We start from the raw sequence: 26,264 nt of genomic DNA on the forward strand, positions 1-26,264 counted from the left end.
CTCAAAGAGCGAGTTGCTGCTCGGCCCATGCGGCGAACTCTTCTAGGCGCTCCAATGCCCTTTCGGCATCGTTTCGAGTCTTGGCCCTTGATCCGTACTGGACCTCGTCCTTCTGCTCCAGAAGTGCACGGAGACTCGCCTGCTGCTTCGCAGGAAGAGCCTTGCCCAGAGCCGCCCGCAAGAGCTTGACGACGGCCTGGTGGTCGTCCTGGTTGACTTCGTCGCGGAACTTGGCTGTCAAGGCATCGGAATAGGCTATCGCACACTTGATCACCGTCGACATGGAAGGGTTCCGATGTCACCTGGATCAGCAACGAGATTGCTGTTTCGCGCGTCTTTAAGGAACCCGCGGGCGATCACGAGTCGGCTAGTGACATAAGCAGCGTCTTTCTTTTTGGTGGATCCCACCCTAGCCATGCAACGCCTCTTGGAACGACACTGCGTCTTCCGGGCGGCTTCCAGCAAGGACAATCGCGTCCTGCTTGACGTTTTCCCACCACGGATCCTGGTCCCTCGCGAGGCGTCGGACATCATCGAAGTCGAGGCCGACGACGTTGGGGAGGAAGACCAGCCTCTCCGCCGGATCCCTGAGCGCTTCCCGGAGGCCTTCCACCACTTCGGCAAGATCATCGGCTCGGGCAACGAGGCCGATGTCGAGGTCGCTGTCTGGACCGTCATCCCCGCGAGCCGCACTGCCATAGACGAAGAGACTGAAGACGGGTCTTTGCGCTGCAACTTGGCGCACAGCGTCCAGGATCGCCGTAAAACGGTCGCTCTCGGCTTTGAAAAGGGCCGCCAACGTAGGGGCGAGATAATGGCTGTCATCAAAGCGGTACAGCCTCGAATGCCCCGATCCCGATGCGGTTACAATCCCTAGGGATTCGAGAGCGAGAAGTCCGAGCCGTACGCTTTCCCGAGATAGCCGGCTCCTGCGAACGATCTCTGGGGCCGCAAGCAGGCCACCATGCTGCACCAGCGTGCGGAGAACCCTAAGATTCGAGTCGACGCCGAGCATAGCGGTAAGTGGCCTTCGTATCGCGCTTTCCCGTTCCGAACGAGCCAAGAAGCCGCATCCATATCTGGTCAATTGCCTTGATATCTAGCTAATTCACTTGATATCTGGGCAAAATGCGATTGTCAATGATGGCGCGTCCGTTCGAAATGCATCTGGTGGCGGTTGCCACCAATTGCGCAGGTCTGCGCCAAGCTGGAGCGCCCTCATCCGAGCGAACTTCGCTCGGCCACCTTGTCCCACAAGGGAAAAAGCGCAGCCCCTTGTTGCACCCTCAAGTAATCACGCTCGGCTTGTTGCGGCCGGTGTGGCTCTTGATGCCGGCGATGTCATCGGCGGCAGCGATCAGATCGGCGAGCGCCTCCTGCGTGTCAAGGTCGTGCCTCGCCTTGTCCGGCTCGTAGCGCTCGATATAGACGCGTAGTGTCGCCCCGGATGTGCCGGTGCCGGAGAGGCGGAAGACGACGCGCGAGCCGCCTTCGAACAGGATCCGGATGCCCTGGTTCTTGCTCACCGAGCCGTCGACCGGGTCGTGATAGGCGAAGTCGTCGGCGCTGGCGATTGTCATGCCGCGTACGCTGGTACCGGGCAGCGAGCCGAGCTTTGCGCGCAATTCGTCGACCAGCGCGTTCGCCCGCTCGATCTCGACCTCTTCATAGTCGTGACGCGAATAGTAGTTGCGGCCATAGGTCTCCCAGTGCTTGGTGACGATGTCCTTGCAGCTCTCGCCCCGCACGGCGAGGATGTTGAGCCACAGAAGCACAGCCCATAGGCCGTCCTTCTCACGCACGTGGTTGGAGCCGGTGCCGGCGCTCTCCTCGCCGCAGATCGTCGCCATGCCGGCGTCGAGCAGGTTGCCGAAGAATTTCCAGCCGGTCGGCGTCTCGTAGATGCCGATGCCGAGCTTTTCGGCGACGCGGTCGGCAGCACCGCTGGTCGGCATCGAGCGGGCGATGCCCTTCAGACCTTCCTTGTAGCCCGGCGCCAGATGCGCGTTGGCGGCAAGCATCGCCACCGAATCCGAAGGAGTGACGAAGATGCCCTTGCCGATGATCAGGTTGCGGTCGCCGTCGCCGTCCGACGCTGCGCCGAAATCCGGTGCGTCCGGACCCATCATCTCGTCATAGAGATGTTTGGCATGCACCAGGTTCGGATCGGGGTGATGACCGCCAAAGTCGGGCAGCGGCTTGAAGTTGCGGCAGGTGCCGTTCGGCGCGCCGAGCCGGCGCTCGAGGATTTCCTTGGCGTAGGGACCAGTCACCGCATGCATGGCGTCGAAGCGCATGCGGAAGCCGTATTTGAAGTTGGCGCGGATGGCGTCGAAGTCGAACAGGCTTTCCATCAGCTCGGCATAGTCCTTGACCGGGTCGAAAACCTCGACCGTCATGCCGCCGGCTTGGAAGGTGCCGATCGTGTCGATGTCGACCGTGCCGATATCGGCGATCTTGAAGCTCGAGATCGTCTTGGTCTTTTCGAAGATCGCGTCGGTGATCTTCTCCGGCGCCGGGCCGCCATTGCCGGCGTTGTACTTGATGCCGAAATCCTCATGCGGGCCGCCCGGATTGTGGCTGGCCGACAGGATGATGCCGCCAAAGGTCTTGTATTTGCGGATGATGTTGGAGGCGGCGGGCGTCGACAGGATACCGCCCTGCCCGACCATCACCTTGCCGAAGCCGTTGGCGGCGGCCATGGCGATCGCCTTTTGGATGACCTCGCGGTTATAGAAGCGGCCGTCGCCGCCGATCACCAGCGTCTTGCCCTCGAAACCTTCCAGCTCGTCGAAGATCGACTGGATGAAGTTCTCGGCATAGTGCTCCTGCTGGAAGACGGGCACCTTCTTGCGCAGGCCGGAAGTGCCGGGCTTCTGGTCGGTATAGGGTTTGGTGGGGACGGTTTTGATCATGCCTCAGGCAGCCCTTTTCGAAAGCAGCAAGCGATAGAGTTCGACATATTTCTCGGCGCTCTTGTCCCAGGAGACATCGGCCTTCATGCCCTGGCGCTGGACCGAGGCCCAGGTCGCGGGCCTGGCATGCGCCTCGACCAGCCGGCGGATGGCATGCAGCAGCGCGCCGCCATTGTTCGGCGCAAACTGGAAGCCGGTGGCAACGCCTGCCGACAGCGCCGCCTCGTTGGCATCGATGATGGTGTCGGCGAGGCCGCCGGTGCGCGCGACGACCGGCACGCAACCATAGCGCAGTCCATAGAGCTGTGTCAGCCCGCAGGGCTCGAAGCGCGATGGGATGATGATGGCGTCTGAGCCGCCCTGCATGATGTGGGAGAGCGCTTCATCGTAACCGATGACGACGCCGACGCGGCCGCGATGCCGCGCGGCGGCGGCGAGCAGCGAGCCCTCGAGGCCGGCATCGCCCGAGCCGAGGACCGCCAGTCGTGCCCCGCGCTGAACGACGCCGTCGACGACCGCGGCCAGTATGTCCATGCCCTTCTGCCAGGTAAGGCGGCTGACGACGCAGACGATCGGGCTGTCGTCATTCTCAAGGTTGAAGCGGTCCTCGACTGCCTTGCGGTTGAGACCGCGGGCCTCAAGCGTCTCGGCGGAGTAGTTGGCCACCAGATGCTTGTCGGTCGCCGGATTCCAGATATCGACATCGATGCCGTTGACGATGCCGTAGAGGTCGACGGCGCGCATGTTGATCAGGCCGTCGAGGCCCATGCCGAATTCCGGCGATCGGATCTCCTGCGCATAGGTCGGGCTCACCGTTGTGACCGCCCAGGCGGCCTGCAGGCCGGCCTTGAGAAAGCCGACGCCGCCATAATATTCGACGCCGTCGAGCTGCATCGCCACGCCCGGCAGGCCGAGCTCGCCGAATATGCCGGCGCCGAACTGGCCCTGGAATGCAAGGTTGTGCACGGTGATCAGCGACGGCACGCCGACCGCCTTGCCGTAGCGCATATAGGCGAGCGTCATTGCCGACTGCCAGTCATGGGCGTGCACGATGTCGGGCTGGTAGCCGGAGATCGCGCCGCCGGCGATATCGCCGCCGGCCTGGCTCAGCGCTGCAAAGCGCCGCCAGTTGTCGGGCCAATCGGAGCCGGTGACAGTACCGTAAGGCCCGCCCTGGCGGTCGAAGAGATGCGGCGCGTCGAGCACGAAGAGATCGAGCTCGCCGACCTTGACGGCATGGACCGAAGCCTTGCCGCCCTGCAGCAACGGGTACTGGTAGACGGCCTTCTTTTTCTTGAAGGCGTCCATCACCACCGGATAGCCGGGAACCAGCGTGCGCATCGCCACGCCCTTGCCGGCGAGCGCGATCGGCAGCGCGCCGGTCACGTCGGCAAGCCCGCCAGTCTTGATCAGTGGGAAGATTTCGGGCGTGACCGACAGGACCTGCATGCGATTCACACTCCGAGTTTAAAGTGACAGCAGACTGACAAACTTGCTGATCAAAGCGACACCTTGCTGATCAATCTGATCAGGTTGACAGCTTGTTGATCGACCTGGTCAGGTCGACAACTTGTTGATCATGTCCTGGGTGATCAGGCTGATGCCCTTCTCCGAGACGCGGAAGCGCTTGGCGTCGAGCTCCGGATCCTCGCCGACCACCAGCCCTTCCGGAATGCGCACGCCATGGTCGATGACGACGCGCTTCAAGCGCGCGTTGCGGCCGACCTGGACGTCGGGCAGCATCACCACTTCCTCGAGCTTCGAATAGGAATTGATGCGGGCGCCGGTGAAGATCAGGCTGCGGCGGAGCGAGGCGCCGGAGACGATGCAGTCGCCCGAGACCAGCGAGGAGATCGCTTCGCCGCGGCGGCCGTCCTCGTCATGCACGAACTTGGCCGGCGGCTTCAATTCGGCATAGGTCCAGATCGGCCAGTCGCGGTCGTAGAGGTCGAGCTCGGGCGTGACGTCGGTGAGGTCGATATTGGCTTCCCAATAGGCGTCGACCGTTCCGACATCGCGCCAGTAGGGCTCGGCCTCATGCGAGGAGCGCACGCAGGACTTGGCGAAACGGTGGGCGATCGCCTTGCCGTGCTGGACGATGTAGGGGATTATGTCCTTGCCGAAGTCGCGGCTGGAACCGGGCTCGGCCGCATCGCGGCGCAACTGCTCCATGAGGAACTTGGTCTTGAACACGTAGATGCCCATCGAGGCCAGCGCATAGTCGGGCTTGTCCGGGATGCCGGGCGGATCGGCGGGCTTTTCGATGAAGGAGATGATGGTGTCCTTCTTGTCGACATGCATGACGCCGAAGCCGGTCGCCTCCATGCGCGGCACTTCGAGGCAGCCGACGGTGACGTCGGCGCCGGCATCGACGTGCTGGCGTAGCATCAGCTCGTAGTCCATCTTGTAGATGTGGTCGCCGGCCAGGATGACCATGTATTCGGGGCCGTAGGCCTCGATGATGTCGATGTTCTGGTAGACGGCGTCGGCCGTACCCTCATACCACTGGGTTTCCGAGACGCGCTGCGAGGCTGGCAGGATGTCGAAGCTCTCGTTTCGCTCGGGCCGCAGGAAGTTCCAGCCGCGCTGGAGGTGGCGGATGAGCGAGTGCGCCTTGTACTGGGTGGCAACGCCGAGGCGGCGGATGCCGGAGTTCAGCGCATTGGAGAGCGCAAAATCGATGATGCGCGTCTTGCCGCCGAAATAGACCGCGGGCTTGGCGCGCCGGTCGGTCAGCTCCTTGAGGCGGCTGCCGCGGCCGCCGGCCAGGACATAGGCCATGGCATCGCGTGCCAGCGGCTGGGTTCTCTTCATCTCTGCCATTGCCTGCCTCCCTCGTAAGCTGTCCGGAACATTACTTGAGCAAGATGAACAATCATCTGCTTCAGTCCGCGACGAATTCCAGCATGATCGTCGAAAGCGGCGGCAAAAGCATCGTCGCCGACGTGCCGCCCCCTTCCCCGCTCGCCATGATCATGCCGCCATTGCCCTTGCCGGAGCCGCCATAAACGGCGGCGTCGGTGTTCATGATCTCGCGCCACTCTCCCGCCTGCGGCAGCGGCACGCGATAGTCCTCGCGCGGCACCGGCGTGAAATTGGAGATGACGGCGATCGGAGTGCCGCCCGGCGCGCTGCGCAGCCAGGCAAAGACCGAGTTGTCGCGGTCGTCGACGATGAGCCAGGAAAAACCTTCCGGCTCGCAGTCGCGCGCATGCAGCGCCGGGCGCGAGCGGTAGAGGTAGTTCAAGTCGCGCACCACCTGCCAGACACCGCGATGCGGGGCGTAGTCCATCAGGTTCCAGTCGAGCGCGCGCGCCTCGCTCCACTCGCGGCGCTGGGCGAATTCCTGTCCCATGAACAGGAGCTTCTTGCCGGGATAGCCCCACATGAAGGCGTAGTAGGCGCGCAGCGTCGCGAATTTCTGCCAGTCGTCGCCGGCCATCTTCTGGAGCAGCGTGCCCTTGCCGTGCACGACCTCGTCATGGGAGAGCGGCAGCACGAAATTCTCGGAGAAGGCGTAGATCAGACCGAAGGTGATCTCGTTGTGATGGTATTTGCGGTAGACCGGCTCCTTGGAGAGGTACTCCAGCGTGTCGTGCATGAAGCCCATGTTCCACTTGAAGCCGAAGCCGAGCCCGCCTTCATGCACCGGGCGCGAGACTTTCGGCCATGAAGTCGATTCCTCGGCAATCGTCATCACGCCGGGGTGATGGCCGTAGAGCTCCTTGTTCATCTTCTGCAGGAAGCTGACGGCCTGCAAATTCTCGCGCCCGCCCTGTTCGTTGGGGACCCACTCGCCCGCCTTGCGCGAATAGTCGAGGTAGAGCATCGAGGCGACCGCGTCGACGCGCAACCCGTCGACATGGTATTTCTCGGCCCAGAACAGCGCGTTGTTGACAAGGAACGAGGAGACCTCGCGGCGGCCGAAATTGTAGATTGCGGTGTTCCAATCGGGATGGAAACCCTGGCGCGGATCGGCATGCTCGTAGAGCGCGGTGCCATCGAATTGCACCAGGCCATGCTCGTCGACCGGGAAATGCGCCGGCACCCAGTCGAGAATGACGCCGACGCCGGCACGATGCGCACCGTCGACGAAGCGGGCGAAGCCGTCGGGATCGCCGAAGCGGGCAGTCGGCGCGTAAAGGCCGGTCGTCTGGTAGCCCCAGGACGGGTCGTAAGGATGCTCGGAGATCGGCAGGAACTCGATATGGGTGAAGCCGGTGTCGACCACGTATGGGATCAGTCGCGCGGCGAGCTCGTCCCAGGTGAGGAACGTGCCGTCATCGCGGCGCTGCCACGAGCCGGCATGGACCTCGTAGACCGAGATCGCCTCGCGCCTGGGGTCGGCTTTCTGCCAGAAGCTGCGGTGCGCCTCGTCGCCCCATTGATGCGCCATCGGCGGCGCCGTCACCGAAGCGGTCGCCGGACGCAGTTCCGACTCGAATGCGAACGGATCGGCCTTGAGCGGCAGACGCACGCCATCGGGACCGATGATCTCGAACTTGTAAGGCCGGCCGGAGCCGAGGTCGGGAATGAACAGCTCCCAGATGCCGGTGTCCTTGCGGCCGCGCATGGTGTGCCGGCGGCCGTCCCATTCGTTGAAATTGCCGACCACGGAGACGCGCCTGGCATTCGGCGCCCAGACGGCGAAATGCACGCCTGTCGCGCCCTCATGCTCGATGACATGAGCACCGAGCTTGTCGAAGAGCCTTAAGTGAGAGCCCTCGGCCATATAGTAGTCGTCCATCGGGCCGAGGACCGGACCGAAGGAATAGGGGTCGGTCAGCCACCAGTCGCCACCGGCATTTCTGGCGTGATAGCGCAGCGGCTGACGCTTGCGGATCGAAAGCCTGCCCTCGAAGAAGCCGGCATCGTTGGTGCGGGTGAGTTCGCCGACCTCCTTGCCGGTCAGCGTGTAAGCGGTGACAAACTCGGCATTGGGCACGAAGCAGCGGGCGACGAAGCCTTTGCCGGCCTCATGCACGCCAAGAACGGCAAAGGGATCGCCATGCGTTCCGGCGACAATCGCCGCGACATCGCCGGCTGGCGCCAGTCCGTCCGGCCCGCTTGTCGCAGCGGTCGCGCGCGGCTTCCTCATCAGGCGGTCGCCCTCCCTGGGCACCTTTGTTCTGGTGCATGTCCTAGTCCCAAAACCGCTGCGCACTTTTGGGCGGCATGCATCAATCTTTGTTTTTTTGGTGCATGTCGTAGTCCCAAAACCGCTACGCACTTTTGGGCGACATGCACCAATCTTTGTTTTTGGTGCATGTCGTAGTCCCAAAACCGCTACGCACTTTTGGGCGACATGCACCGGGGCCACATCGTTCGTAGCCTCATGCAATCACATCAGACAGGTACGTTCCAGATTTCTTTCGCATATTGGCGGATGGTGCGATCGGACGAGAACCAGCCGACGCGGGCGACATTGCGGATGGCGCGCGTGTACCAGTCGGGACTGTTGCGCCAGACGTTGTCGACCTCGCGCTGGCAGGCAGCGTAGGAGTCGAAATCGGCCGCCACCATGAACCAGTCGCGCTGGTAGAGGCCGTTCATCAGATCGCGATAGCGGTTGGGATCGTCGGGCGAGAAGACGCCGGACGAGATCGCCGACACCGCCTGCGCCAGCTCCGGCGAGGCCTCGATCACGCCGCGCGGGTCGTAGCCGTTGTTGCGCCGGTCGGCGACCTCGGCGGTGGTCAGGCCGAAGATGAAGATGTTGTCGTCGCCGACGCGCTCCTTGATCTCGACGTTGGCACCGTCGAGCGTGCCGATGGTCAAGGCGCCGTTGAGCGCGAACTTCATGTTGCCGGTGCCGGAAGCTTCCATGCCGGCGGTCGAGATCTGCTCGGAGAGATCGGCCGCCGGCATCATCAGCTCGGCCAGGCTGACATTGTAGTTCGGCACGAACACCACCTTCAGCAGGCCGCGCACTGCCGGATCGCGGTTGATAACCCTGGCGACATCATTGGCCAGTTTGATGATCAGCTTGGCGTTATGGTAGCTGGGCGCCGCCTTGCCGCCGAAGAATTTCACCCGCGGCATCCAGTCCCGCTCGGGATGCGAGCGGATCTGGTCGTAGAGCGCGATCGCCTCCAGAATGTTGAGCAGCTGGCGCTTGTATTCATGGATGCGCTTGACCTGGATATCGAACAGCGCCGAAGGATCGAGCTTGATGCCGAGCCGGTCAGCGACGAGGTTGGCGAGCCTCGCCTTGTTCTGCCGCTTTACGGCGGCGAACTTCTCGCGGAAGGCGGCATCATTGGCAAGAGGATCGAGATCCTTGATCGCCTCGATGTCATCCATGAAGCGCTCGCCGATCGCCTCGCGGGCAAGCGCGGTCAGGCCGGCATTGCACTGGATCAGCCAGCGCCGCGGTGTGATGCCGTTGGTCTTGTTGTTGATGCGGTCCGGGTAAAGCTTGTGGAGATCGGCGAACACCGTCTCCTTCATCAGCTCGGTGTGCAGCGCCGAGACGCCGTTGATCGAATGCGAGCCGACGAAAGCCAGGTTGCCCATGCGCACGCGGCGGTCGCCATTTTCCTGGATCAGCGAAATGCGGGCGATCTGCTCGCCCGAGAATTTTCCGGTGGCCCGCGCTTCCAGGAGCACTTCAGCGTTGATGGCATAAACGATCTGCATGTGGCGCGGCAACAGCCGCTCGAAGAGCGGCACCGGCCAGCTTTCCAGCGCCTCGGGAAGAAGCGTGTGGTTGGTATAGGCGAAGGTGCGCTTGGTGATGTCCCAGGCGAGGTCGAAATCCATGCCGTGGACGTCCATCAAGAGCCGCAGCAGCTCGGGCACGGCGACCGCCGGATGGGTATCGTTCAGGTGGATCGCGGCCTTGTCGGGCAGTGATTTCAGGTCGCCATATTGGCTCAGATGCCGCTGGACGATGTCCTGCAGCGAGGCGGTGGAGAAGAAATATTCCTGCCTCAGCCTGAGCTCCTGCCCGGCCATGTGGGAATCGGCGGGATAAAGCACGCGCGACAGCGCATCGGCCTTGTTGCTTTCGGCAAGCGCGCCGATGTGGTCGCCGGCATTGAACTTGTCGAGCAGGATCGGGTCGATCGGCATGCCGGACCAGAGCCGCAGCGTGTTGACGCGCCTGGCGCGCCAGCCGGCGACCGGCGTGTCATAGGCGACGGCCAGCACATGCTCGGTCGGCTTCCAGACATGGCGTTCGAGCCGGCCATCCTTCGAAGTGATCGATTCCACCGAGCCGCCGAAGCCGACCTCGAAGGAACGCTCGCGCCGCTCGAATTCCCACGGGTTGCCGTGGTCGAGCCAGGTTTCCGGCAATTCGATCTGCCAGCCGTCATGGATCTCCTGGCGGAACATGCCGTTGGCATAGCGGATGCCGTAGCCGTGGGCGGGGATATCGACGGTCGCCATGCTCTCCATGAAGCAGGCGGCGAGCCGGCCGAGGCCGCCATTGCCGAGGGCTGCGTCCGGCTCCAGGCCGGCGATGAGGTCGAGGTCGACGCCGAGCGAGGCCAGAGCCTCGCGCATGCTCTCCATCAGGCCGAGATTGGAGAAAGCATCGCGCATCAGGCGCCCGATGAGGAATTCGAGCGAGAGGTAATAGACGCGCTTTTCCTGCTGGTCGTAGGCTTCCTTGGTCGCCTGGATCCAGTGATCGACGATGCGGTCGCGCACCACCTTGATGGAGGCGGTCAGCCAGTCATAGGGCGTGGCGACCGTGGTGTCCTTGCCGAGCCGGTATTTCAGCGACATCAAGACTTCTTCGGCAAGTGTCTTGGGGTCGGGATGGTCGAGAGCGGGGGCTTCGATCGTCATGGCGGATGTCATGCTGCCTCTCGTTCGGTTGGCCTGATCATACCGGCTTTCACCGCTTCTCCTACCCCACTTTGCCGCACTGCAGCATATGGTAAATCGATTTAGGGCGTGATGTCCATCCGATACCCTGCAGCGATTAACCGTGGTCGACGGAGATCAGGCCGCCAGAGCGTCTTCCGGCGGCTTCTTGGCGCCAGTCATCAGCGCGACCGCATCCGACATGGAAATCTGCTTGGGATCGACGACGCAGAGACGCCGTCCAAGCCGGTGGATGTGGATGCGGTCCGCGACTTCGAACACATGCGGCATGTTGTGCGAGATGAGCACGATCGGCAGGCCGCGCTTCTTCACGTCGAGGATGAGCTCAAGCACGCGGCGGCTCTCCTTGACGCCAAGTGCCGCCGTCGGCTCGTCCATGATCACCACCTTGGAGCCGAAGGCGGCGGCGCGCGCCACCGCGACGCCCTGGCGCTGGCCGCCTGAGAGCGTCTCCACCGCCTGGCTGATGTTCTGGATGGTCATCAGGCCGAGCTCGGTGAGCTTGTCGCGAGCGCGCTTTTCCATCGCCGGACGGTCGAGCATGCGGAACCAACTGCCGAGCGGGCCGGGCTTCCTGATCTCGCGGCCGAGGAACATGTTGTCGGCGATCGACAGCGCCGGCGACAATGCCAGGTTCTGGTAGACGGTCTCGATGCCTGCCTCGCGGGCCTCGATGGGCGACTTGAAGTGGACCTGCTTGCCGTCCAGCTCGATCGCCCCCTCGTCGGGGTGCACGGCGCCGGAGATCGCCTTGATCAGCGTCGACTTGCCGGCGCCGTTGTCGCCGATCACCGCCAGGATCTCGCCCGGATAGAGATCGAAGTCGCAGTTGTTGAGCGCGGTCACGCGGCCATAGCGCTTGGTCAGACCGCGCGCGGTGAGTACAGCCTGCTCAGTCATGGTTACACCGAAACCTTTCTGATCCACTGGTCGATCGCCACGGCGCCGATAATCAGGACGCCGGTGAGCAGCACTTTCCACTGAGGGTCGGCGCCCAGCATGTTGAGGCCCATCGAGACGACGCCGACGATCATGGCGCCGAACAGCGTGCCGAGGATCGAGCCGCGGCCGCCAAAGAGCGAGATACCGCCGATCACCGTCGCGGTGATCGCCTGCAGATTATAGTCGGTGACTGCGGCAGACGGCGAGATGGAACCGTTGCGGCCGATCGAGACCCAGGCCGCAAAGGCGGCGATCAGGCCGGCAAGCGTGTACACAGCCACGAGCACCGTCTTGGTCTGGATACCGGAAAGCTTGGCCGCCTCGGGGTCGTCGCCGACGGCGTAGACATGGCGGCCCCAGGCCGTGTGGTTGAGCACGTACCACAGGAACAGCACCAGCAGGACCATCGCAATGACGCCGGCCGTCAGCACTGCAGAACCAACCCTGAAGCTCAGCGCAAAGAGATGCAGCAGCGGCGCCTGGGCGTCGACGTCGGCGTCGCGGATCGTCTCATTGGCGGAATAAATGAAGTTCGTCGCCATGACGATGTTCCAGGTGCCGAGCGTGACGATGAAGGGCGGCAGCTTCATGTAAGCGACCAGGAGGCCATTGAGCAGGCCGCAGGCGCCGCCGGCGGCAAGCCCCACGATCACCGCCAGAAGGGTCGGCATCCCGTAGGTGATGGCGCAATTGCCCATGATCACGGCTGAAATCACCATGATGACGCCGATCGAAAGATCGATGCCGGCGGTCAGGATCACCAGCGTCTGAGCGGCGCCCAGAATGCCGACGATGGCGATCTGCTGCAGGATCAGCGTCAGCGTGTAGGACGAGAAGAAACGACTGCCAATGGCAATGCCGAAAATGATGATCGACAGCACCAGCACGATCAGCGGCACCGCCGCCGGCGTGGAATGCAGGAAGTGCTGTGCGCGCTTGACGAAAGACTTGCCGTGCTCCTCGAAGGCCGCGACGCTGGTGTCGCTGCTCGAGAGCACCTTCTCGTATTCCTGCATCTGAGACATATATCCTCCCGTCTCACGGAGCTTGGTCATGGCTCCATGCTGCGTTTACGCATTCCGGTCTGTTGCCGGGATTATCAGCGCTTACGAAAATGTATCGTCCACCCGATGCGGCCGGGGATCAAGCCCCAGCCGCAAGGTTTTACGCGCTGTCAGGCAGCCATCAGCCCCAGCACTTGGCCAGGCCTTCCTTCGTGTCGATGGACTTCACGCCTTTTGCGGGCTTGTCGGTCACGAGATTGACGCCGGTGTCGAAGAAGTTCTTGCCTTCGGTCGGCTTCGGCTTCGTGCCGTCCTTGGCGTATTTGGCGATCGCCTCGATGCCGAGCGCCGCCATCTGCAGCGGGTATTGCTGCGAGGTGGCGCCGATCACGCCTTCGGTCACCGACTTCACGCCCGGGCAGCCGCCGTCGACGGAGACGATCAGCACCTGCTTTTCGAGGCCGACGGCCTTGAGGGCCTGGTAGGCGCCGACCGCGGCGGGCTCGTTGATGGTGTGGATGACGTTGATGGTGTTGTCCTTCTGCAGGAGGTTCTCCATCGCCTTGCGGCCGCCTTCCTCATTGCCGTTGGTGACGTCGTGGCCGACGATGCGCGGATCGTTCTCGTCGCCGATCTTGTTCGGGTCCTTCACGTCGATGCCGTAGCCTTCCATGAAGCCCTGGTCGCGCAGCACGTCCACGGTCGGCTGCGAAGGCGTCAGGTCGAGGAAGCCGATCTTGGCGTCCTTGGCCTTGTCGCCGAGCGTGGCGGCGGCCCAGGCGCCGATCAGCTTGCCGGCCTCCAGATTGTCCGTTGCGAAGGTCGCGTCGGCTGCATCGATCGGATCGAGCGGCGTGTCGAGCGCGATCACCAGCAGGCCGGCGTCACGCGCCTTCTTCACCGTCGGCACGATGCCCTTGGTGTCGGAGGCGGTGATCAGGATGCCCTTGGCGCCGTCGGCGATGCAGCTTTCGATCGCCGCCACCTGGCTCTCGCTGTCGCCGTCGATCTTGCCGGCATAGGTCTTGAGGTCGACGCCGAGCTCCTTGGCCTTGGCGGTCGCGCCCTCTTTCATCTTGACGAAGAAGGGATTGGTGTCAGTCTTGGTGATCAGGCAGGCGCCGACCCCGGCGGCCGACGCGGACGAGGCGAATGCCATCAAGCCCAACCCGGCAGCCGCGAACACGGTGGACTTCAGCAGCGATTTCTTGGTCACGATTTCCTCCCAATGGAACCATTCCGGACGCCGGCCAACCCGGCGTCTCAAGCGCATCCAACCATTCTCCCAGCGTGGACGCCAGCTCAAAAGACACCAGTCCGAGGCATCTGTCAATAATTAAATCACTCTTATTTATTATTGACAGACTTGCGCCGTTCACTCATTCTGAACGAAAAGCAGTGTGGGGAAACTGACGGGAGGTAAAGGGTGCAGACCGGCATTGCGAGGCACGGTTCGCCCGAGGCTCGGGAGAGCCGCTTGCATCGCGGCACGAACCAGAGCGGCATGCGCGACCACAACGAACGGCTCGTGCTGTCCTTGGTGCGCCAGCATGGCAGCCTGGCCAAATCCGACATTGCGCGCATGACAGGCCTGTCGGCGCAGACCGTATCCGTCATCATGCGCGAGCTCGAGGAAGACAAGCTGCTTATCCGCCAGGCACCGCTGCGCGGCAAGATCGGCCAGCCGTCGATCCCGATGGCGCTCAACCCGGAAGGCGCCTTCTTCATTGGCCTCAAGATCGGCCGCCGCAGCGCCGAGCTGGTGCTGATCGACTTCCTCGGCAATGTGCGCGCCATGCTGCAGAATTCCTATCGCTATCCGGCGCCGCGCGAGACGGTCGAGTTCGTCAGCGCCGGCATCAAAAAAATGCGCGGCGAACTGACGCCGGCGCAGGACAAGCGCATCGCCGGCCTCGGCATCGCCATGCCGTTCGAGCTCTGGAGCTGGGCCGACACTGCCGGCGCGCCGCGCGAGATCATGGACGAATGGCGCCATCGCGACATTCGCGCCGACATCCAGGCGCAGTGCGACTTTCCGGTCTATCTGCAGAACGACGCCACCTCCGCCTGCGGCGCCGAACTCGTCTTCGGCCAGGCAGGCGCGGCGCGCGACTTCGTCTATTTCTACATCGGCGCCTTTGCCGGCGGCGGCATCGTGCTCAACGGCCGCCTGTTCGGCGGCCCGACCGGCAATGCCGGCGCGCTGGGCTCGATGCCGGTGCCGGGGCCCGACGGTAAGCCGACGCAGCTTATCGACGTCGCCTCGATCGCCATATTGGAAAAGGCGCTCAGCGCCAAAGGCATCGACGGCTCCTATCTGTGGACCTCGCCGCAGGAATGGGGCGAGATCGGCGCCGAACTCGACGAATGGATCGCCAACGCCGCGCAGGCGCTCGCCTATGCGATTGTCGCGGCCTCCTCGGTCATCGATTTCGAAGCGGCGGTGATTGACGGCTGGATGCCGCTCGATGTGCGGCGGCGGCTTGTCGACGCCGTCACGGACGCTATCACGGGAATCGACGCCGAGGGCCTGAAGCTGCCGCTCGTGCGCGAAGGAACGGTTGGCATCCATGCGCGGGCGCTGGGCGGCGCCAGCCTACCGCTTTCCGAGCGCTTCCTGATCGGGCCGACCACGATCTCCAGGAGCGCCTGACCCATGCTGATCGGCATTCCGTCGCTGCTCGGCCCCCAGCTTTTGGCGACGCTCAGGGCCATGGGCCATGGCGACGAGATCGCCATCGTCGACGGCAACTATCCCGCCGAGGAGCAGGCGCGACGGCTGATCCGCGCCGACGGCCATCATCTCATTCCCGTGCTCGACGCGATCCTCAGCGTGCTGCCGGTCGACGAGGCGGTGCCGGAGGCGCTGTTTCGCGCCTCGGTCAAGGGCGATCCGGCGCTGGCCGATCCCGTGCACCACGAGATGGAAGCGGTCTGCGCGAAACGCGCGCCGGACCGCAAGGTAGTTGCGCTCGCCGGCCCCGACTTCTATGCACGCGTCAAGGCCGCGCATGCGATCGTCGCGACCAGCGAACCCAGGCTCTACGCCAACATCATCATCCGCAAGGGCGTGATCCATCCGCCGGAAAGCCAGACATCATGATCCTCTGCTGTGGCGAAGCCTTAATCGACATGCTGCCGCGCACGACGACCGAAGGCGAAGCGGCCTTCGCGCCTTATGTCGGCGGCGCGGTGTTCAACACGGCCGTCGCGCTCGGGCGGCTGGGCGCGCCGGCGGCGTTCTTTTCCGGCCTCTCCTCAGATCTGTTCGGCGGGCAGCTGCGCGAGGCGCTGGGGGCGAGCAAGGTGAGTTCCACCTATGCGCATACCTCGTCGCGGCCGACGACGCTCGCTTTCGTGCGGCTCACCAACGGCCACGCGACCTACACCTTCTATGACGAGAACACCGCCGGACGGATGCTTACCATCGAGGATCTGCCGAAGCTCGGCGCGGAGATCGAGGCGATGCTGTTCGGCGCCATCAGCCTGATCTCCGAGCCTGCGGGGTCGGCGTATGAGGAGTTCATGCGACGCGAGCACAAAAGCCGGGTGATGATGCTCGACCCCAACATCCGGCCGAACTTCATCCCGGACAAGGCCAGGCATCTCAGGCGCATCCGCGAGATGATGGCGCTGGCCGACATCGTGAAACTTTCCGACGAGGACCTCAACTGGTTCGATGAGGCGGGCTCGCATGAGGACGTGGTTCGCAACTGGCTCGACCGCGGGCCGAAGCTGATCGTCGTCACCCATGGCAGCGAAGGCGCCGTCGGCTACAGCAAGGAGCACAAGGTCACGGTCGTGCCGCAGAAGGTGAAGGTGGTCGACACGGTCGGCGCCGGCGACACCTTCAATGCCGGCATCCTCGCCTCGCTGCACGAGCAGGGTCTGCTCACCAAGGCGGCGATCGGCGGCCTGTCCGAAGACGCGATCGGCAAGGCGCTTGAGCTTGGCGCCAAGGCAGCCGCGGTGACGGTCTCGCGGGCCGGCGCCAACCCGCCCTGGCGGCACGAGATCGCCTGATCGGCCGTCCGGGCGGCCAAAGGGCCCACCTAAACGATCACTTTATGTTTCCAAAGGCTGGAACAGCGCGATAAGGGGCGCTGAAAATGACCTTTGAAGCCCGGATTCCCGGCTTGCTTGGGCAATGCGCCGGCAAAAGACGGTAACAGGCTGCGACATTTCAGCAATTCGCCCTGCCCGCCCCCGGCTTTCTCAGCCGTGCCAAGTCTGGTACCAGCGGGCCGGTTAATGGCAGCATTTGAGGCCGACATGCAGTTCATCGATCTTGGCGCGCAGCGCGAACGAATCCGCGACCGGCTGAAGGTCGCGATCGACAAGGTGGTCGAAGACGGCCGCTACATCCTCGGGCCCCAGGTCGCCGAATTCGAGAAGAAGCTCGCGGCTTATGTCGGCGTCAAGCATGTCGTGGCCTGCGCCAACGGCACCGATGCGCTGCTTTTGCCGCTGTTTGGAGCCGGCATCGGCCCGGGCGACGCGGTGTTCGTGCCGAGCTTCACCTTCGCCGCGACGGCCGAAGTGGTGGCGCTTGCCAAGGCGGAGCCGGTCTTCATCGACGTCGATCCCGATACCTACAACATCGACATCGCTAGCCTCGAGGCAGCGATCGGCATGATCAAGAAGGAAGGCCGCTTGAAGCCGAAGGCGATCATTCCGGTCGACCTGTTCGGGCTTGCCGCCGACTATGAAGCAATCATGGCGATCGCCAAGCGCGAGAACCTGCTGGTGATCGAGGACGCTGCCCAGTCGATGGGCGGCTCCGCCGAGGGCACGATGTGCGGCGCCTTCGGCCATGTCGGCTCGACCAGCTTCTATCCGGCGAAGCCCCTCGGCTGCTATGGCGATGGCGGCGCAATGTTCACCAATGACGATGCGCTGGCCGACAAGCTCAGATCCTTCGCCTTCCACGGCAAGGGCGAGACCCAGTACGACAACATCCGCGTCGGCATCAATTCGCGCCTCGACACGCTGCAGGCGGCGATACTTATCGAAAAGCTCGCCATTCTCGAGGACGAGATGGTGGCGCGGCAGGCGGTCGCCGATCGCTATGCAAAGGGCCTCGGCGACATCGTCAAGGCATCGCGCAATTTGAGTGGCGGCCGCTCGGCCTGGGCGCAATACGCCATCGAGACGCCGAAGCGCGATGGGCTCAAGGCCCATCTCGGCGAAAAGGGCATCCCGTCAGTCATCTATTATGTGAAGCCGCTGCACGAACAGGTCGCCTATCGCGACTACCCGCGCACGCCGACCGGCCTCGCCGTTTCGGAAAAGCTGCCGAGGCAGATCCTCTGCCTGCCGATGCACGCTTATTTGAGCGAAGCCGACCAGGACCGGATCATCGAGACGATCCGCAACTATATCGGTTCGAACTCGGCGCACGTAGCTGCGGCGTAAAAGAGCCTCACGGGCGAGATCACGGTCTCGGCGGGTATGCCTCCAGTAATAGGCCGATCGCGGCCCAGCGCGATGATGCTCCAGCCGTCCCGGTCGTTGTGACGTATTGCGACGAGCCGGAGGTCTTTGGGATGCCTCTCGGTCGGGCGCAGGTCGCTGCTTTACGCCGGCAAAGCCATCAAGAACGCGCTCAACGGCTGATCCTTTGCCGAGGTGTAATACCGACAGAAAGGGCTTGGCGGTCTACCTTGTGGGAATCAAGTGCAGTGCAGACTTCCCGCCTTTCACGGCAGCCGCCGACAACTTGCGGTCAAAGCTCGCAAGTTGGCCGCCGCGCGCCTTGGCGAGCGCAAGAAGATAGGTATCGGTGACCTGGGCTGAGGTCAGGATTTTCGCCGCATCGATATCGCCGGAGCCGACAAGACTCACATCGTCGGGCCAGAAGCTGTGCCCAGGCAGGGCTCGTAACTTGGTAACGATTTGCGCAACGACGGCAGGCGAGCCGGGAGAATTGGGATATCTTTGGTTGCCGACGATGCGCAGGACGCCGTTTTCGGTGATGGGACAGGTAGCCCATGCGGCGTTACCGGTCACTTCGAACCAGCCATGCGCGTCGTCATGGGCGACATGGCCAGGATCGATCAGCGCGATCAGCACATTGACATCGAGCAGGAAGGTCATGGCAGCTCGTCACGCAAGGCATTGACCGTCTCAAGCGTGACAGGAGGCGCATCCGGCCGAGGCGACAGCAGAGGAATCCCGTTACGCTCGCCGCCGGCTTGCGGGCGGCGCAGCGAGCGCCGGGCGAGATCGGTGATGATCTCGCCGACGCTGCGATGCTGCTGCCGGGCCATCGCCTTGGCCGCAATCAGCACGTCGTCATCGATTGCCAGGGTGGTTCTCATATCGCCCTCCTCGGTACGCATCAATCATCACGCATCATATAGAGCGGCGACGACGGATACTCAAGCGCCGGAGGCCGCCATTGCATGCGGCGGCGATCCGGAGGAGTGCCCGCATCAGGGGCGCAGACGAAGCTGTCGGATTGGGGTTTGGGGCTCCTAGAACCGCGACTTGCTGTAATATACAGCGCAGGATTGCCGGTTATTCTTCCCCTCAATTCGATGTCCCCACCCGCAGGCTTGAGATATCGATTCCATGGTGAGGGAACCGGTTTTCCGTGCAGCGGATTCGCCGAACTTTTGGGTCGTCAAATCCGCCTCCTGCCGGCGACGGCTACTGAAGGTCGGAGCAATTGGGCGCGGTCAGCGATGTGGTCCGCGCCGTGGTTGATCGGGCCAGCGACGCTATCACGATCAGCTTGGGTCGGCGACTTTACCACTGGCAATGAAATGCGGGTTGGCGAAATCCGTGTCGCTGGCCTGATTGCGCTTGCCGTAGACGAGCGGCTGGCCGTCCAGCGTTCGGGTCATGCCGCCGGCGGCGCGCAGCACCGCATCGCCCGCCGCCGTGTCCCATTCCATGGTGCGGCCGAAGCGCGGATAGACATCCGCCTCGGCGGCGGCGACGAGGCAGAATTTCAGCGACGAGCCGATCGAGACGATCTCGGCGGCGCCGAGATCGCGGATGAAGGCTTCCGTCTCGGGCGTGTTGTGCGAGCGACTGGCGACGACGGCGAGCGGCATGCCCCCTGCCCGCACGGCAATCGGCCGGCGGCCGACGATGCGATAATCGCTGTCGACCTCGATTGCTTCCGCCCTGCCCGGCCGGCCGGAGAAGAAGCGTCCTGTGCAGGGCGCGAAGACGACGCCGACTTCCGGCACGCCGTGGCGGACCAGCGCGATGTTGACCGTGAAATCGGTGCGGCGGTTGACGAATTCCTTGGTGCCGTCGAGTGGATCGATCAGGAAGAAGGCGCCATCGAGGTCGGGCGTGGCGACCCCTGCTGCAACCTCCTCCTCGGCCACGCAAGGGATGTCTGGGTAAGCGGCGCGCAGGCCGGCAAGGATGATCTTCTCACTCTCGCGGTCGGCTTCCGTCACCGGCGAGGAGTCAGCCTTGCTGTCGACGGCGCAGCCTTCATGGAAGACGCGCATCACCTCGCGCCCGGCGTCGAGCGCCAGGCGCTCGAACAGGCCGAGCATCGCCTCGTCGTCAGATGCCGCCGCCATTATCGTACTGCTCTTGGGCAATGTCGCGCTCAGTCAGCCAGTGTTCCAGGGCTTCAGCCATCTCCTCAGGCGTCCTGCCGAGAGTCTCGAGGTGGATTTCGGGATTCTCCGGCACCTGATAGGGTGAATCGACACCGGTGAAATTCTTGATCTCGCCGCTCAAGGCGCGCGCGTAAAGACCCTTCGGGTCGCGGCGGGCGCATTCCTCGAACGGCGTGTCGACGAACACTTCGATGAATTCGCCCTCGGCCATCAGCTCGCGCGCCATGCGCCGCTCGGCGCTGAAGGGCGAGATGAAGGAGACGATGACGATCAGGCCCGCATCGGCCATCAGCTTGGCCACCTCGGCGACGCGGCGGATGTTTTCCACGCGGTCGGCGTCGGTGAAGCCGAGATCGCGGTTGAGGCCGTGGCGGACATTGTCGCCGTCGAGGATATAGGTGTGGCGGCCGGACGCGAACAGCTTCTTTTCGAACAGGTTGGCGATGGTCGACTTGCCGGAGCCGGACAGGCCGGTGAACCAGAACACCGCCGGGCGCTGGTTCTTCAGGTCGCTGCGGCCGCGCTTGCCGACATCGAGCGACTGCCAGTGGATGTTCTCGGCGCGGCGCAGCGAATGCAGGATCATGCCGGCGCCGACGGTGGCGTTCGTGATGCGGTCGATCAGGATGAAGGCGCCACTCGTGCGGTTCTCGGCAAAAGGATCGAAGGCGATCGGCGCCCGCGTCGAGAGATTGCAGACGCCGACCTCGTTGAGGTCGAGCGACTTCGCAGCCTCATGCGCGAAATCGTTGACGTTGACACGGTATTTGAGGTCGGTGACGGTCGCGCTCACCTGGTCGGTTTCGGTGCGCAAGATGTAGGAGCGGCCGGGCAGCAGGGCCTGCTCGTCGAACCAGACGATGTTGGCGGTGAACTGGTCCGCAACCTGCGGCCGCGCCAACGGCGACACCAGCATGTTGCCACGCGACACCTCGACCTCATCCTCGAGGACGAGCGTGATCGCCTGGCCGGCCACGGCCTGCTCAAGATCGCCGCCATGCGCGACGATGCGCTTGACGCGGGATGCCCTGCCCGACTTGGCGACCACGACCTCGTCGCCTTGCGAAACCGTGCCCGAGGCGATGGTTCCGGCAAAGCCGCGGAAATCAAGGTTGGGACGGTTCACATACTGGACGGGAAAACGGAACGGCAGCTCGACGGCGGCCTCGTCGACCGACACGGTCTCCAGATGCTCGATCAGCGACGGCCCGGAATACCAGGGCGTGCGCTCCGAGCCGGTGGTGACATTGTCGCCATAACGCGCCGACATCGGGATCGGCACGATGCTCTCGAAGCCCAGTCCTTTCGCGAACGCCCTGTAGTCCGCCACGATGTCGTCGAAGACGGTCTTGTCGAAGCCGACGAGGTCGATCTTGTTGACGGCAAGCACGATGTGCCGGATGCCGAGCAGCGAGGCGATGATCGAGTGACGCCTGGTCTGGCGCAGCACGCCTTGTCGGGCGTCGATCAGCACGATGGCAAGATCGGCGGTCGAGGCGCCGGTCGCCATGTTGCGCGTATACTGCTCGTGGCCGGGCGTGTCCGCGACGATGAACTTGCGCTTCGGCGTGGCGAAGAAACGATAGGCAACGTCGATGGTGATGCCCTGCTCGCGCTCGGCCTCCAGCCCGTCGACCAGGAGCGCGAAGTCGACATCGTCGCCGGTGGTGCCGTGCTTGCGCGAATCGCGCTCGAGCGCGGCAAGCTGATCCTCGAAGATCTGCTTGGTGTCGGAAAGCAGCCGCCCGATCAGCGTCGACTTACCGTCGTCGACCGAGCCGCAGGTAAGGAAGCGCAGCAGCGACTTCTTCTCCTGCGCGGCCATGTAGTCGCGGATTGAGTCGGTCGGGGCGAGGCTCTTGGCCATGATGTGGCGCATGCTCAAAAATACCCTTCGCGCTTCTTCTTTTCCATGGAACCTGCCTCGTCGCGGTCGATGAGGCGGCCCTGGCGCTCGGAGGTGCGGGCGGTCAGCATCTCGCCGACGATGGCGTCGAGCGTGTCGGCATCCGATTCGATGGCGCCCGTCAGCGGGTAGCAGCCCAGCGTGCGGAAGCGCACGAGACGGTTCTCGACCGTCTCGCCGGGACGCAGTTGCATGCGGTCGTCGTCCTTGAGGATGAGCATGCCGTCGCGCTCGACCACCGGCCGCTCCTTGGCGAAATAGAGCGGCACGATCGGGATGTTCTCCTGCAAGATGTACTGCCAGATGTCGAGCTCGGTCCAGTTCGACAGCGGGAAGACGCGGATCGATTCGCCGGGCGCGATGCGGGTGTTGAAGATCTTCCACATTTCCGGCCGCTGGTTCTTCGGGTCCCAGGCGTGCTGGGCGTTGCGGAAGGAGAAGATGCGCTCCTTGGCGCGCGACTTCTCCTCGTCGCGCCGCGCGCCGCCGAAGGCCGCGTCGAAGCCGTATTTGTCGAGCGCCTGACGCAGCGCCACGGTCTTCATGACATGGGTGTGGGTGTTGGAGCCGTGGTCGAAGGGATTGATGTTGTCGCGAACGCCGTCCTCGTTGACGTGGACGAGCAGGTCGAAGCCGAGCTTCTGCGCCATCTGGTCGCGAAAGGCGATCATCTCGCGGAACTTCCAGGTCGTGTCGACATGCAGGAAGGGAAAAGGCGGCTTGGCCGGATAGAAGGCCTTCATCGCCAGATGCATCAGCACCGAGGAATCCTTGCCGACCGAATAGAGCATCACCGGCTTGGAGAAAGAGGCCGCGACCTCACGGAAGATGTGGATGGATTCGGCTTCGAGCCGCTGCAGATGCGTGAGCGCGATGTTCATGGACTGTTGAGCGTTCTTTCGTGCCGGCCAGATCTTGCAGCAGGCGATTGGCGCGGTTTCCCCTCAAAACAGCCCGTCAAGCCCTGGACATTTCTCGCGGGCGTTCTAGCAGATCGCAATTGCCCATAACAATGCAAGACACGCGCCGAGTGTTGCCGTTCGGGAATGAATTTTCCAAGCGAGCAGCATATTGCGGAAAATCCTGCCGGACAGACGGACCGATTGAACAGCGGTGGAAAAAAGCTGTTGCCTTGATGAGAGACCGGATACGTCGGCTGCTTTATCCAGACAGCCGATTTTTTGACTGGACATCCATCGGCCACCCTATCCGAGACCAGAGCCAGCCGCTATACCGGCGCGGGGAAAGGGGGCGAGGCGCGACGGAACGGAGATCGGCCAAGGACAGTTTTCGCCGCCTCCGCGGGTCTGCGCACAAAGGAAGATTGCGAAGCAAAGCATTGAGCCCGTTTACATCGCTCCGGCGCCACCTCACGCCGACACAGATCAACACCTACTTCTCGATCCTCTGCTTCTTCTCGCCGCCTGTGCTGGGATCGGCGGTGAGCTTCGTCTTCAACGGCGGCGCGGTCTGGTCCGTCTTTCTGCTTGCGCTTAAGCGGCGGCAGTTCAATTTCGACCGCCCGATGCTCGCCATGACGGCGGCGATCTATGCCTATTGCGCGGCCATGGTGCTGGCTTCGATCGTCAACGGCGCGCTCGGGGCGGACCTGAAATACTTCCTGCCGCTGATCGTCTTGCTGTTCTTCCCGATCTCCTATTCGACCTGGAGCATCACGGACAAGATCACGCTTGCGCGCATTGCCGTGCTTGCGAGCGCTGCGGCATGTTGCGGCGCGCTGGCGATCGCCGTCGTCCAGTATCACTGGATCGGCACCAGGGCCGAAGGCGGCGCCGGAAATGCGATTCCGTTCGCGACGGTGACCTGCCTTGCCGCCATGATGTGCCTTGCCGGCGCGCTGTCGGGGATCGTGAAAGGCTGGAAGTTCCTGGCTGCAGCGGCGCTCGCGGGGGCGGTGGCGATCGTCTATTCCGGCTCGCGAATCATCTGGGTGGCGCTGCCGATCGCAGCCATCGCCATCCTGCTGATCAACCGCCGCCGGTTCGCCGGCGCCAATCTGACACGCGTCCTGGTGATAGCCGGCGCGGCATGCCTGGTGGTCGCGGCAATCGGCTTCCCCGTCATCATGGACCGCACCGATTTCCTGTTCAGCGACTGGGACGCGCTGACCACCAAGGGCGACCATACGACGGCGATCGGACTGCGGGTGGCGATGTGGGAGATCGGCGCGAAGGCGTTTCACGAAGCTCCGATTTTCGGCCATGGCATCTCGGCCAGCCGGGCGCTGATGAAGCAGGGCTTCCATGACCAGTTCGGCATGGACCAGGGTTTTAGCCATTTCCACAACGGCTTTCTCACCGCGCTGGTCGAGGCCGGGCTGCTGGGGGCGCTGGCCCTGGCGGCGATCTTCGCGGTCGCGGCCTGGAATGCGGCAAGGGTGGTGCGCCTCAGCGCCGACCCGGTGGAGCGGTTCGGCGCGACGATGCTTATCGTCACCGTCATCACCTATATCATCGGCGGAATGACCGGCATCATCGTCGGCCATGACATTTTCGATTCGACGCTGATGGTGTTCCTGATCTGCGGCACCTATCTCGCCAGCGGACGAACGGTGGCGCCGATCGGCAGAAGCGTGCCTGCCGTGCTATCCGGCCAGCGACCATGAAGGTTCTGGTCACCGGCGCGACGGGGCTGATCGGCCGCAAGGTCGTCGACCGGCTGCGCCAGGCCAAGTTCGACATACGCATCGTTTCCCGCTATCCGGAACGACTGTCGCCGGTCGGCGACGCGCTTCCGATGCCTGGCGCCGGTTCACCCGACGAAGCCTTCCTGGCGTTGATGCGCGACGTGACGCATGTCGTTCACTGCGCGGCGCTCAACAACGACCGGAACGCCGGCGAAGCCGACTACCGGGCCGTCAATGCAACGCTGACCGGGCGGCTGGCGAAGGCGGCGGCCGAATGTGCCGGTGGGCGCTTCATCTATCTTTCCTCGATCCGCGCCGTGGCCGGTCCTAGCTTCAGCGGCACCATCGACGAGGCGACGCCCCCTGCCCCGCAATGCGCCTATGGCCGCTCCAAGCGCGAAGGCGAGATCGCGATGCTCGAGGCTTACGCCAAACGCGCGGATGCCACGGCACTGCGCCTGCCGCCGGTCTATGGCGAGGGCATGAAGGGGAACATGGCGGCGCTGATGCGGCTTGCCGACACCGCCCTGCCGCTGCCGGCCGGCGTGCTGACAGGCGTGCGCTCCCTGATTTCACGCGAGAGCGCCGCGGGAGCGGTGCTGGAGCTTCTGAACCGTCCGAGGCCGCTCCGCCCGGCCTATGTCGCGGGCAATGCTTCCCCTCTTGCGATATCCGAGATTATCACCGCGTTCCGGCAAGGTTTCGGCCGCCCACGGCGCCTTGTTCCCGTGCCGGCCCTGCCGCTGCGGCTGGCGGCGGCGCTGCTTGGCAAGAAGGCGTCATGGCAGGCCCTGACGGCGACGCAGATCTGCGATCCTTCGCTGCTGGCCTCGGAAGGCTGGACGCCGGAGACCGACACGCTCGAGCGGCTTCGCGAGCTGGCACGTCGGACCTCTCAAGCCCGGTAGAAAGTGCCCGCCAATATGCGCAGATCGAGGCCGATCGAAGCGGCCTTCAGGTAGGCCGCGTCGGTCTCCGCGCAGAGCTTTGGGTCGGACATGTCGATGCCCTTGATCTGCGCGAGCCCGGTGATGCCCGGAAGCGCTGCCAGAACGCCCAGCCGCTCTCTGTGTGCGATCAGCTCCGCCTGAGTCGGCAGGCATGGGCGGGGGCCGACAAGGCTCATTTCGCCGATGAGCACGTTCCAGAGCTGCGGCAGTTCGTCGACCTTGGTCCGGCGCAGCACCTTGCCGACCGCGGTGACCGAGCTGGCTGGCGCCTCGTGGGTGGGCAAAGACGGCGTGTCCCGATGCATCGTGCGCAGCTTGTGGCAGGCAAAGGGGACGCCTCCCCTGCCGACGCGTTGCTGCGAGAAGATGGCCGGCCCAGGTGATGTCGCCTTGATCGCCAGCATGGCGGTGAGCACAATTGGCGATGTCACCGCCAGCATCACGGCCGCGATAATCAGGTCGAAAACGCGCTTCG

The 26,264-nt window shown here is 63.8% G+C and carries 22 protein-coding genes; 6 read left to right on the forward strand and 16 right to left on the reverse strand.

Features of this window, described 5'->3' with window-relative positions; genetic code table 11:
* Position 1 precedes the first annotated feature (1 nt).
* From RFN28_RS22560 to RFN28_RS22605, 10 genes are all read right to left on the reverse strand, one after another.
* Positions 2-283 carry a hypothetical protein gene (locus RFN28_RS22560; protein ID WP_320289433.1) on the reverse strand — a complete coding sequence of 94 codons (282 nt, stop codon included), beginning with the start codon at positions 281-283 and terminating at the stop codon, positions 2-4.
* A gap of 126 nt (positions 284-409) precedes the next feature.
* Positions 410-1,015 carry a nucleotidyltransferase domain-containing protein gene (locus RFN28_RS22565; RefSeq protein ID WP_320289434.1) on the reverse strand — a complete coding sequence of 202 codons (606 nt, stop codon included), beginning with the start codon at positions 1,013-1,015 and terminating at the stop codon, positions 410-412.
* A 271-nt stretch (positions 1,016-1,286) separates the two neighbouring features.
* On the reverse strand, positions 1,287-2,915 hold the full coding sequence (locus tag RFN28_RS22570; protein WP_320289435.1) for an alpha-D-glucose phosphate-specific phosphoglucomutase: 1,629 nt from the start codon (positions 2,913-2,915) through the stop codon (positions 1,287-1,289).
* Between the two features lie 3 nt (positions 2,916-2,918).
* Complete coding sequence (glgA, locus tag RFN28_RS22575; RefSeq protein ID WP_320289436.1) at positions 2,919-4,364, reverse strand: glycogen synthase GlgA; 1,446 nt, start codon at positions 4,362-4,364, stop codon at positions 2,919-2,921.
* A gap of 108 nt (positions 4,365-4,472) precedes the next feature.
* Positions 4,473-5,738 (reverse strand): glucose-1-phosphate adenylyltransferase, encoded by a 1,266-nt coding sequence (glgC, locus tag RFN28_RS22580; RefSeq protein ID WP_320289437.1) that lies wholly within the window; start codon positions 5,736-5,738, stop codon positions 4,473-4,475.
* 61 nt (positions 5,739-5,799) lie between these two features.
* Positions 5,800-8,013, reverse strand: coding sequence for a 1,4-alpha-glucan branching protein GlgB (gene glgB / locus RFN28_RS22585; protein WP_320289438.1), 2,214 nt, complete (start codon positions 8,011-8,013; stop codon positions 5,800-5,802).
* A 248-nt stretch (positions 8,014-8,261) separates the two neighbouring features.
* Positions 8,262-10,724, reverse strand: coding sequence for a glycogen/starch/alpha-glucan phosphorylase (locus RFN28_RS22590; RefSeq protein ID WP_320289439.1), 2,463 nt, complete (start codon positions 10,722-10,724; stop codon positions 8,262-8,264).
* A gap of 144 nt (positions 10,725-10,868) precedes the next feature.
* Positions 10,869-11,651, reverse strand: a complete 783-nt coding sequence (locus RFN28_RS22595) for an ATP-binding cassette domain-containing protein (protein WP_320289440.1) — start codon at positions 11,649-11,651, stop codon at positions 10,869-10,871.
* 2 nt (positions 11,652-11,653) lie between these two features.
* Positions 11,654-12,718, reverse strand: coding sequence for an ABC transporter permease (locus RFN28_RS22600; protein ID WP_320289441.1), 1,065 nt, complete (start codon positions 12,716-12,718; stop codon positions 11,654-11,656).
* Positions 12,719-12,878: 160 nt separating this feature from the next.
* Complete coding sequence (locus tag RFN28_RS22605; RefSeq protein ID WP_320289485.1) at positions 12,879-13,856, reverse strand: sugar ABC transporter substrate-binding protein; 978 nt, start codon at positions 13,854-13,856, stop codon at positions 12,879-12,881.
* Positions 13,857-14,123: 267 nt separating this feature from the next.
* Between RFN28_RS22605 and RFN28_RS22610 the strand changes: the two genes are divergently transcribed.
* The 4 genes from RFN28_RS22610 to RFN28_RS22625 all read left to right on the forward strand — a co-directional run bounded on the left by RFN28_RS22610 (position 14,124) and on the right by RFN28_RS22625 (position 18,112).
* Entirely contained in the window at positions 14,124-15,350 is a 1,227-nt protein-coding gene (locus RFN28_RS22610) for an ROK family transcriptional regulator (RefSeq protein ID WP_320289442.1), read from the forward strand.
* Positions 15,351-15,353: 3 nt separating this feature from the next.
* A complete protein-coding gene (locus tag RFN28_RS22615; RefSeq protein WP_320289443.1) occupies positions 15,354-15,800 on the forward strand; it encodes an RbsD/FucU family protein in 447 nt (148 codons plus the stop codon).
* Complete coding sequence (locus RFN28_RS22620; protein WP_320289444.1) at positions 15,797-16,720, forward strand: carbohydrate kinase family protein; 924 nt, start codon at positions 15,797-15,799, stop codon at positions 16,718-16,720. The genes RFN28_RS22615 and RFN28_RS22620 overlap by 4 nt, the downstream gene beginning before the upstream one ends.
* Before the next feature lie 249 nt (positions 16,721-16,969).
* Complete coding sequence (locus RFN28_RS22625; RefSeq protein ID WP_320289486.1) at positions 16,970-18,112, forward strand: DegT/DnrJ/EryC1/StrS family aminotransferase; 1,143 nt, start codon at positions 16,970-16,972, stop codon at positions 18,110-18,112.
* Between the two features lie 243 nt (positions 18,113-18,355).
* Here RFN28_RS22625 and RFN28_RS22630 read toward each other — a convergent pair whose 3' ends face one another.
* From RFN28_RS22630 to cysD, 5 genes are all read right to left on the reverse strand, one after another.
* Positions 18,356-18,793: a TA system VapC family ribonuclease toxin gene (locus RFN28_RS22630; RefSeq protein WP_320289445.1), complete on the reverse strand. Its 438-nt coding sequence runs from the start codon at positions 18,791-18,793 to the stop codon at positions 18,356-18,358.
* Positions 18,790-19,017, reverse strand: a complete 228-nt coding sequence (locus tag RFN28_RS22635) for a CopG family transcriptional regulator (protein WP_320289446.1) — start codon at positions 19,015-19,017, stop codon at positions 18,790-18,792. The genes RFN28_RS22630 and RFN28_RS22635 overlap by 4 nt, the downstream gene beginning before the upstream one ends.
* Before the next feature lie 411 nt (positions 19,018-19,428).
* Entirely contained in the window at positions 19,429-20,217 is a 789-nt protein-coding gene (cysQ, locus tag RFN28_RS22640; protein ID WP_320289487.1) for a 3'(2'),5'-bisphosphate nucleotidase CysQ, read from the reverse strand.
* A gap of 10 nt (positions 20,218-20,227) precedes the next feature.
* Positions 20,228-22,165, reverse strand: coding sequence for a sulfate adenylyltransferase subunit CysN (gene cysN / locus RFN28_RS22645; RefSeq protein WP_320289447.1), 1,938 nt, complete (start codon positions 22,163-22,165; stop codon positions 20,228-20,230).
* A 2-nt stretch (positions 22,166-22,167) separates the two neighbouring features.
* Positions 22,168-23,073 (reverse strand): sulfate adenylyltransferase subunit CysD, encoded by a 906-nt coding sequence (cysD, locus tag RFN28_RS22650; protein ID WP_320289448.1) that lies wholly within the window; start codon positions 23,071-23,073, stop codon positions 22,168-22,170.
* Positions 23,074-23,531: 458 nt separating this feature from the next.
* Between cysD and RFN28_RS22655 the strand changes: the two genes are divergently transcribed.
* Both RFN28_RS22655 and RFN28_RS22660 read left to right on the forward strand, forming a co-directional pair.
* Positions 23,532-24,818 carry an O-antigen ligase family protein gene (locus RFN28_RS22655; RefSeq protein ID WP_320289449.1) on the forward strand — a complete coding sequence of 429 codons (1,287 nt, stop codon included), beginning with the start codon at positions 23,532-23,534 and terminating at the stop codon, positions 24,816-24,818.
* Positions 24,815-25,747 carry an NAD-dependent epimerase/dehydratase family protein gene (locus RFN28_RS22660; RefSeq protein ID WP_320289450.1) on the forward strand — a complete coding sequence of 311 codons (933 nt, stop codon included), beginning with the start codon at positions 24,815-24,817 and terminating at the stop codon, positions 25,745-25,747. The genes RFN28_RS22655 and RFN28_RS22660 overlap by 4 nt, the downstream gene beginning before the upstream one ends.
* Here RFN28_RS22660 and RFN28_RS22665 read toward each other — a convergent pair.
* Positions 25,735-26,229 carry a sugar transferase gene (locus RFN28_RS22665; protein ID WP_320289488.1) on the reverse strand — a complete coding sequence of 165 codons (495 nt, stop codon included), beginning with the start codon at positions 26,227-26,229 and terminating at the stop codon, positions 25,735-25,737. The genes RFN28_RS22660 and RFN28_RS22665 overlap by 13 nt on opposite strands.
* Between the last annotated feature and the right edge of the window lie 35 nt (positions 26,230-26,264).

Source organism: Mesorhizobium album, from assembly GCF_033977205.1.
Lineage (GTDB): Bacteria > Pseudomonadota > Alphaproteobacteria > Rhizobiales > Rhizobiaceae > Mesorhizobium > Mesorhizobium album.

Excerpts from the sequence above, each read along its gene's own strand:
- RFN28_RS22600 (WP_320289441.1), bottom strand. The coding sequence starts at position 12,718 with ATGTCTCAGATGCAGGAATACGAGAAGGTGCTCTCGAGCAGCGACACC.
- RFN28_RS22560 (WP_320289433.1), bottom strand. The coding sequence starts at position 283 with ATGTCGACGGTGATCAAGTGTGCGATAGCCTATTCCGATGCCTTGACA.
- RFN28_RS22615 (WP_320289443.1), top strand. The coding sequence starts at position 15,354 with ATGCTGATCGGCATTCCGTCGCTGCTCGGCCCCCAGCTTTTGGCGACG.
- cysN (WP_320289447.1), bottom strand. The coding sequence starts at position 22,165 with ATGCGCCACATCATGGCCAAGAGCCTCGCCCCGACCGACTCAATCCGC.
- glgA (WP_320289436.1), bottom strand. The coding sequence starts at position 4,364 with ATGCAGGTCCTGTCGGTCACGCCCGAAATCTTCCCACTGATCAAGACT.
- RFN28_RS22620 (WP_320289444.1), top strand. The coding sequence starts at position 15,797 with ATGATCCTCTGCTGTGGCGAAGCCTTAATCGACATGCTGCCGCGCACG.
- cysQ (WP_320289487.1), bottom strand. The coding sequence starts at position 20,217 with ATGCTCGGCCTGTTCGAGCGCCTGGCGCTCGACGCCGGGCGCGAGGTG.
- RFN28_RS22665 (WP_320289488.1), bottom strand. The coding sequence starts at position 26,229 with ATGCTGGCGGTGACATCGCCAATTGTGCTCACCGCCATGCTGGCGATC.
- RFN28_RS22565 (WP_320289434.1), bottom strand. The coding sequence starts at position 1,015 with ATGCTCGGCGTCGACTCGAATCTTAGGGTTCTCCGCACGCTGGTGCAG.
- RFN28_RS22660 (WP_320289450.1), top strand. The coding sequence starts at position 24,815 with ATGAAGGTTCTGGTCACCGGCGCGACGGGGCTGATCGGCCGCAAGGTC.
- glgB (WP_320289438.1), bottom strand. The coding sequence starts at position 8,013 with ATGAGGAAGCCGCGCGCGACCGCTGCGACAAGCGGGCCGGACGGACTG.
- RFN28_RS22625 (WP_320289486.1), top strand. The coding sequence starts at position 16,970 with ATGCAGTTCATCGATCTTGGCGCGCAGCGCGAACGAATCCGCGACCGG.
- glgC (WP_320289437.1), bottom strand. The coding sequence starts at position 5,738 with ATGGCAGAGATGAAGAGAACCCAGCCGCTGGCACGCGATGCCATGGCC.
- RFN28_RS22635 (WP_320289446.1), bottom strand. The coding sequence starts at position 19,017 with ATGAGAACCACCCTGGCAATCGATGACGACGTGCTGATTGCGGCCAAG.
- RFN28_RS22605 (WP_320289485.1), bottom strand. The coding sequence starts at position 13,856 with ATGGCATTCGCCTCGTCCGCGTCGGCCGCCGGGGTCGGCGCCTGCCTG.
- RFN28_RS22590 (WP_320289439.1), bottom strand. The coding sequence starts at position 10,724 with ATGACATCCGCCATGACGATCGAAGCCCCCGCTCTCGACCATCCCGAC.
- RFN28_RS22595 (WP_320289440.1), bottom strand. The coding sequence starts at position 11,651 with ATGACTGAGCAGGCTGTACTCACCGCGCGCGGTCTGACCAAGCGCTAT.
- cysD (WP_320289448.1), bottom strand. The coding sequence starts at position 23,073 with ATGAACATCGCGCTCACGCATCTGCAGCGGCTCGAAGCCGAATCCATC.
- RFN28_RS22570 (WP_320289435.1), bottom strand. The coding sequence starts at position 2,915 with ATGATCAAAACCGTCCCCACCAAACCCTATACCGACCAGAAGCCCGGC.
- RFN28_RS22630 (WP_320289445.1), bottom strand. The coding sequence starts at position 18,793 with ATGACCTTCCTGCTCGATGTCAATGTGCTGATCGCGCTGATCGATCCT.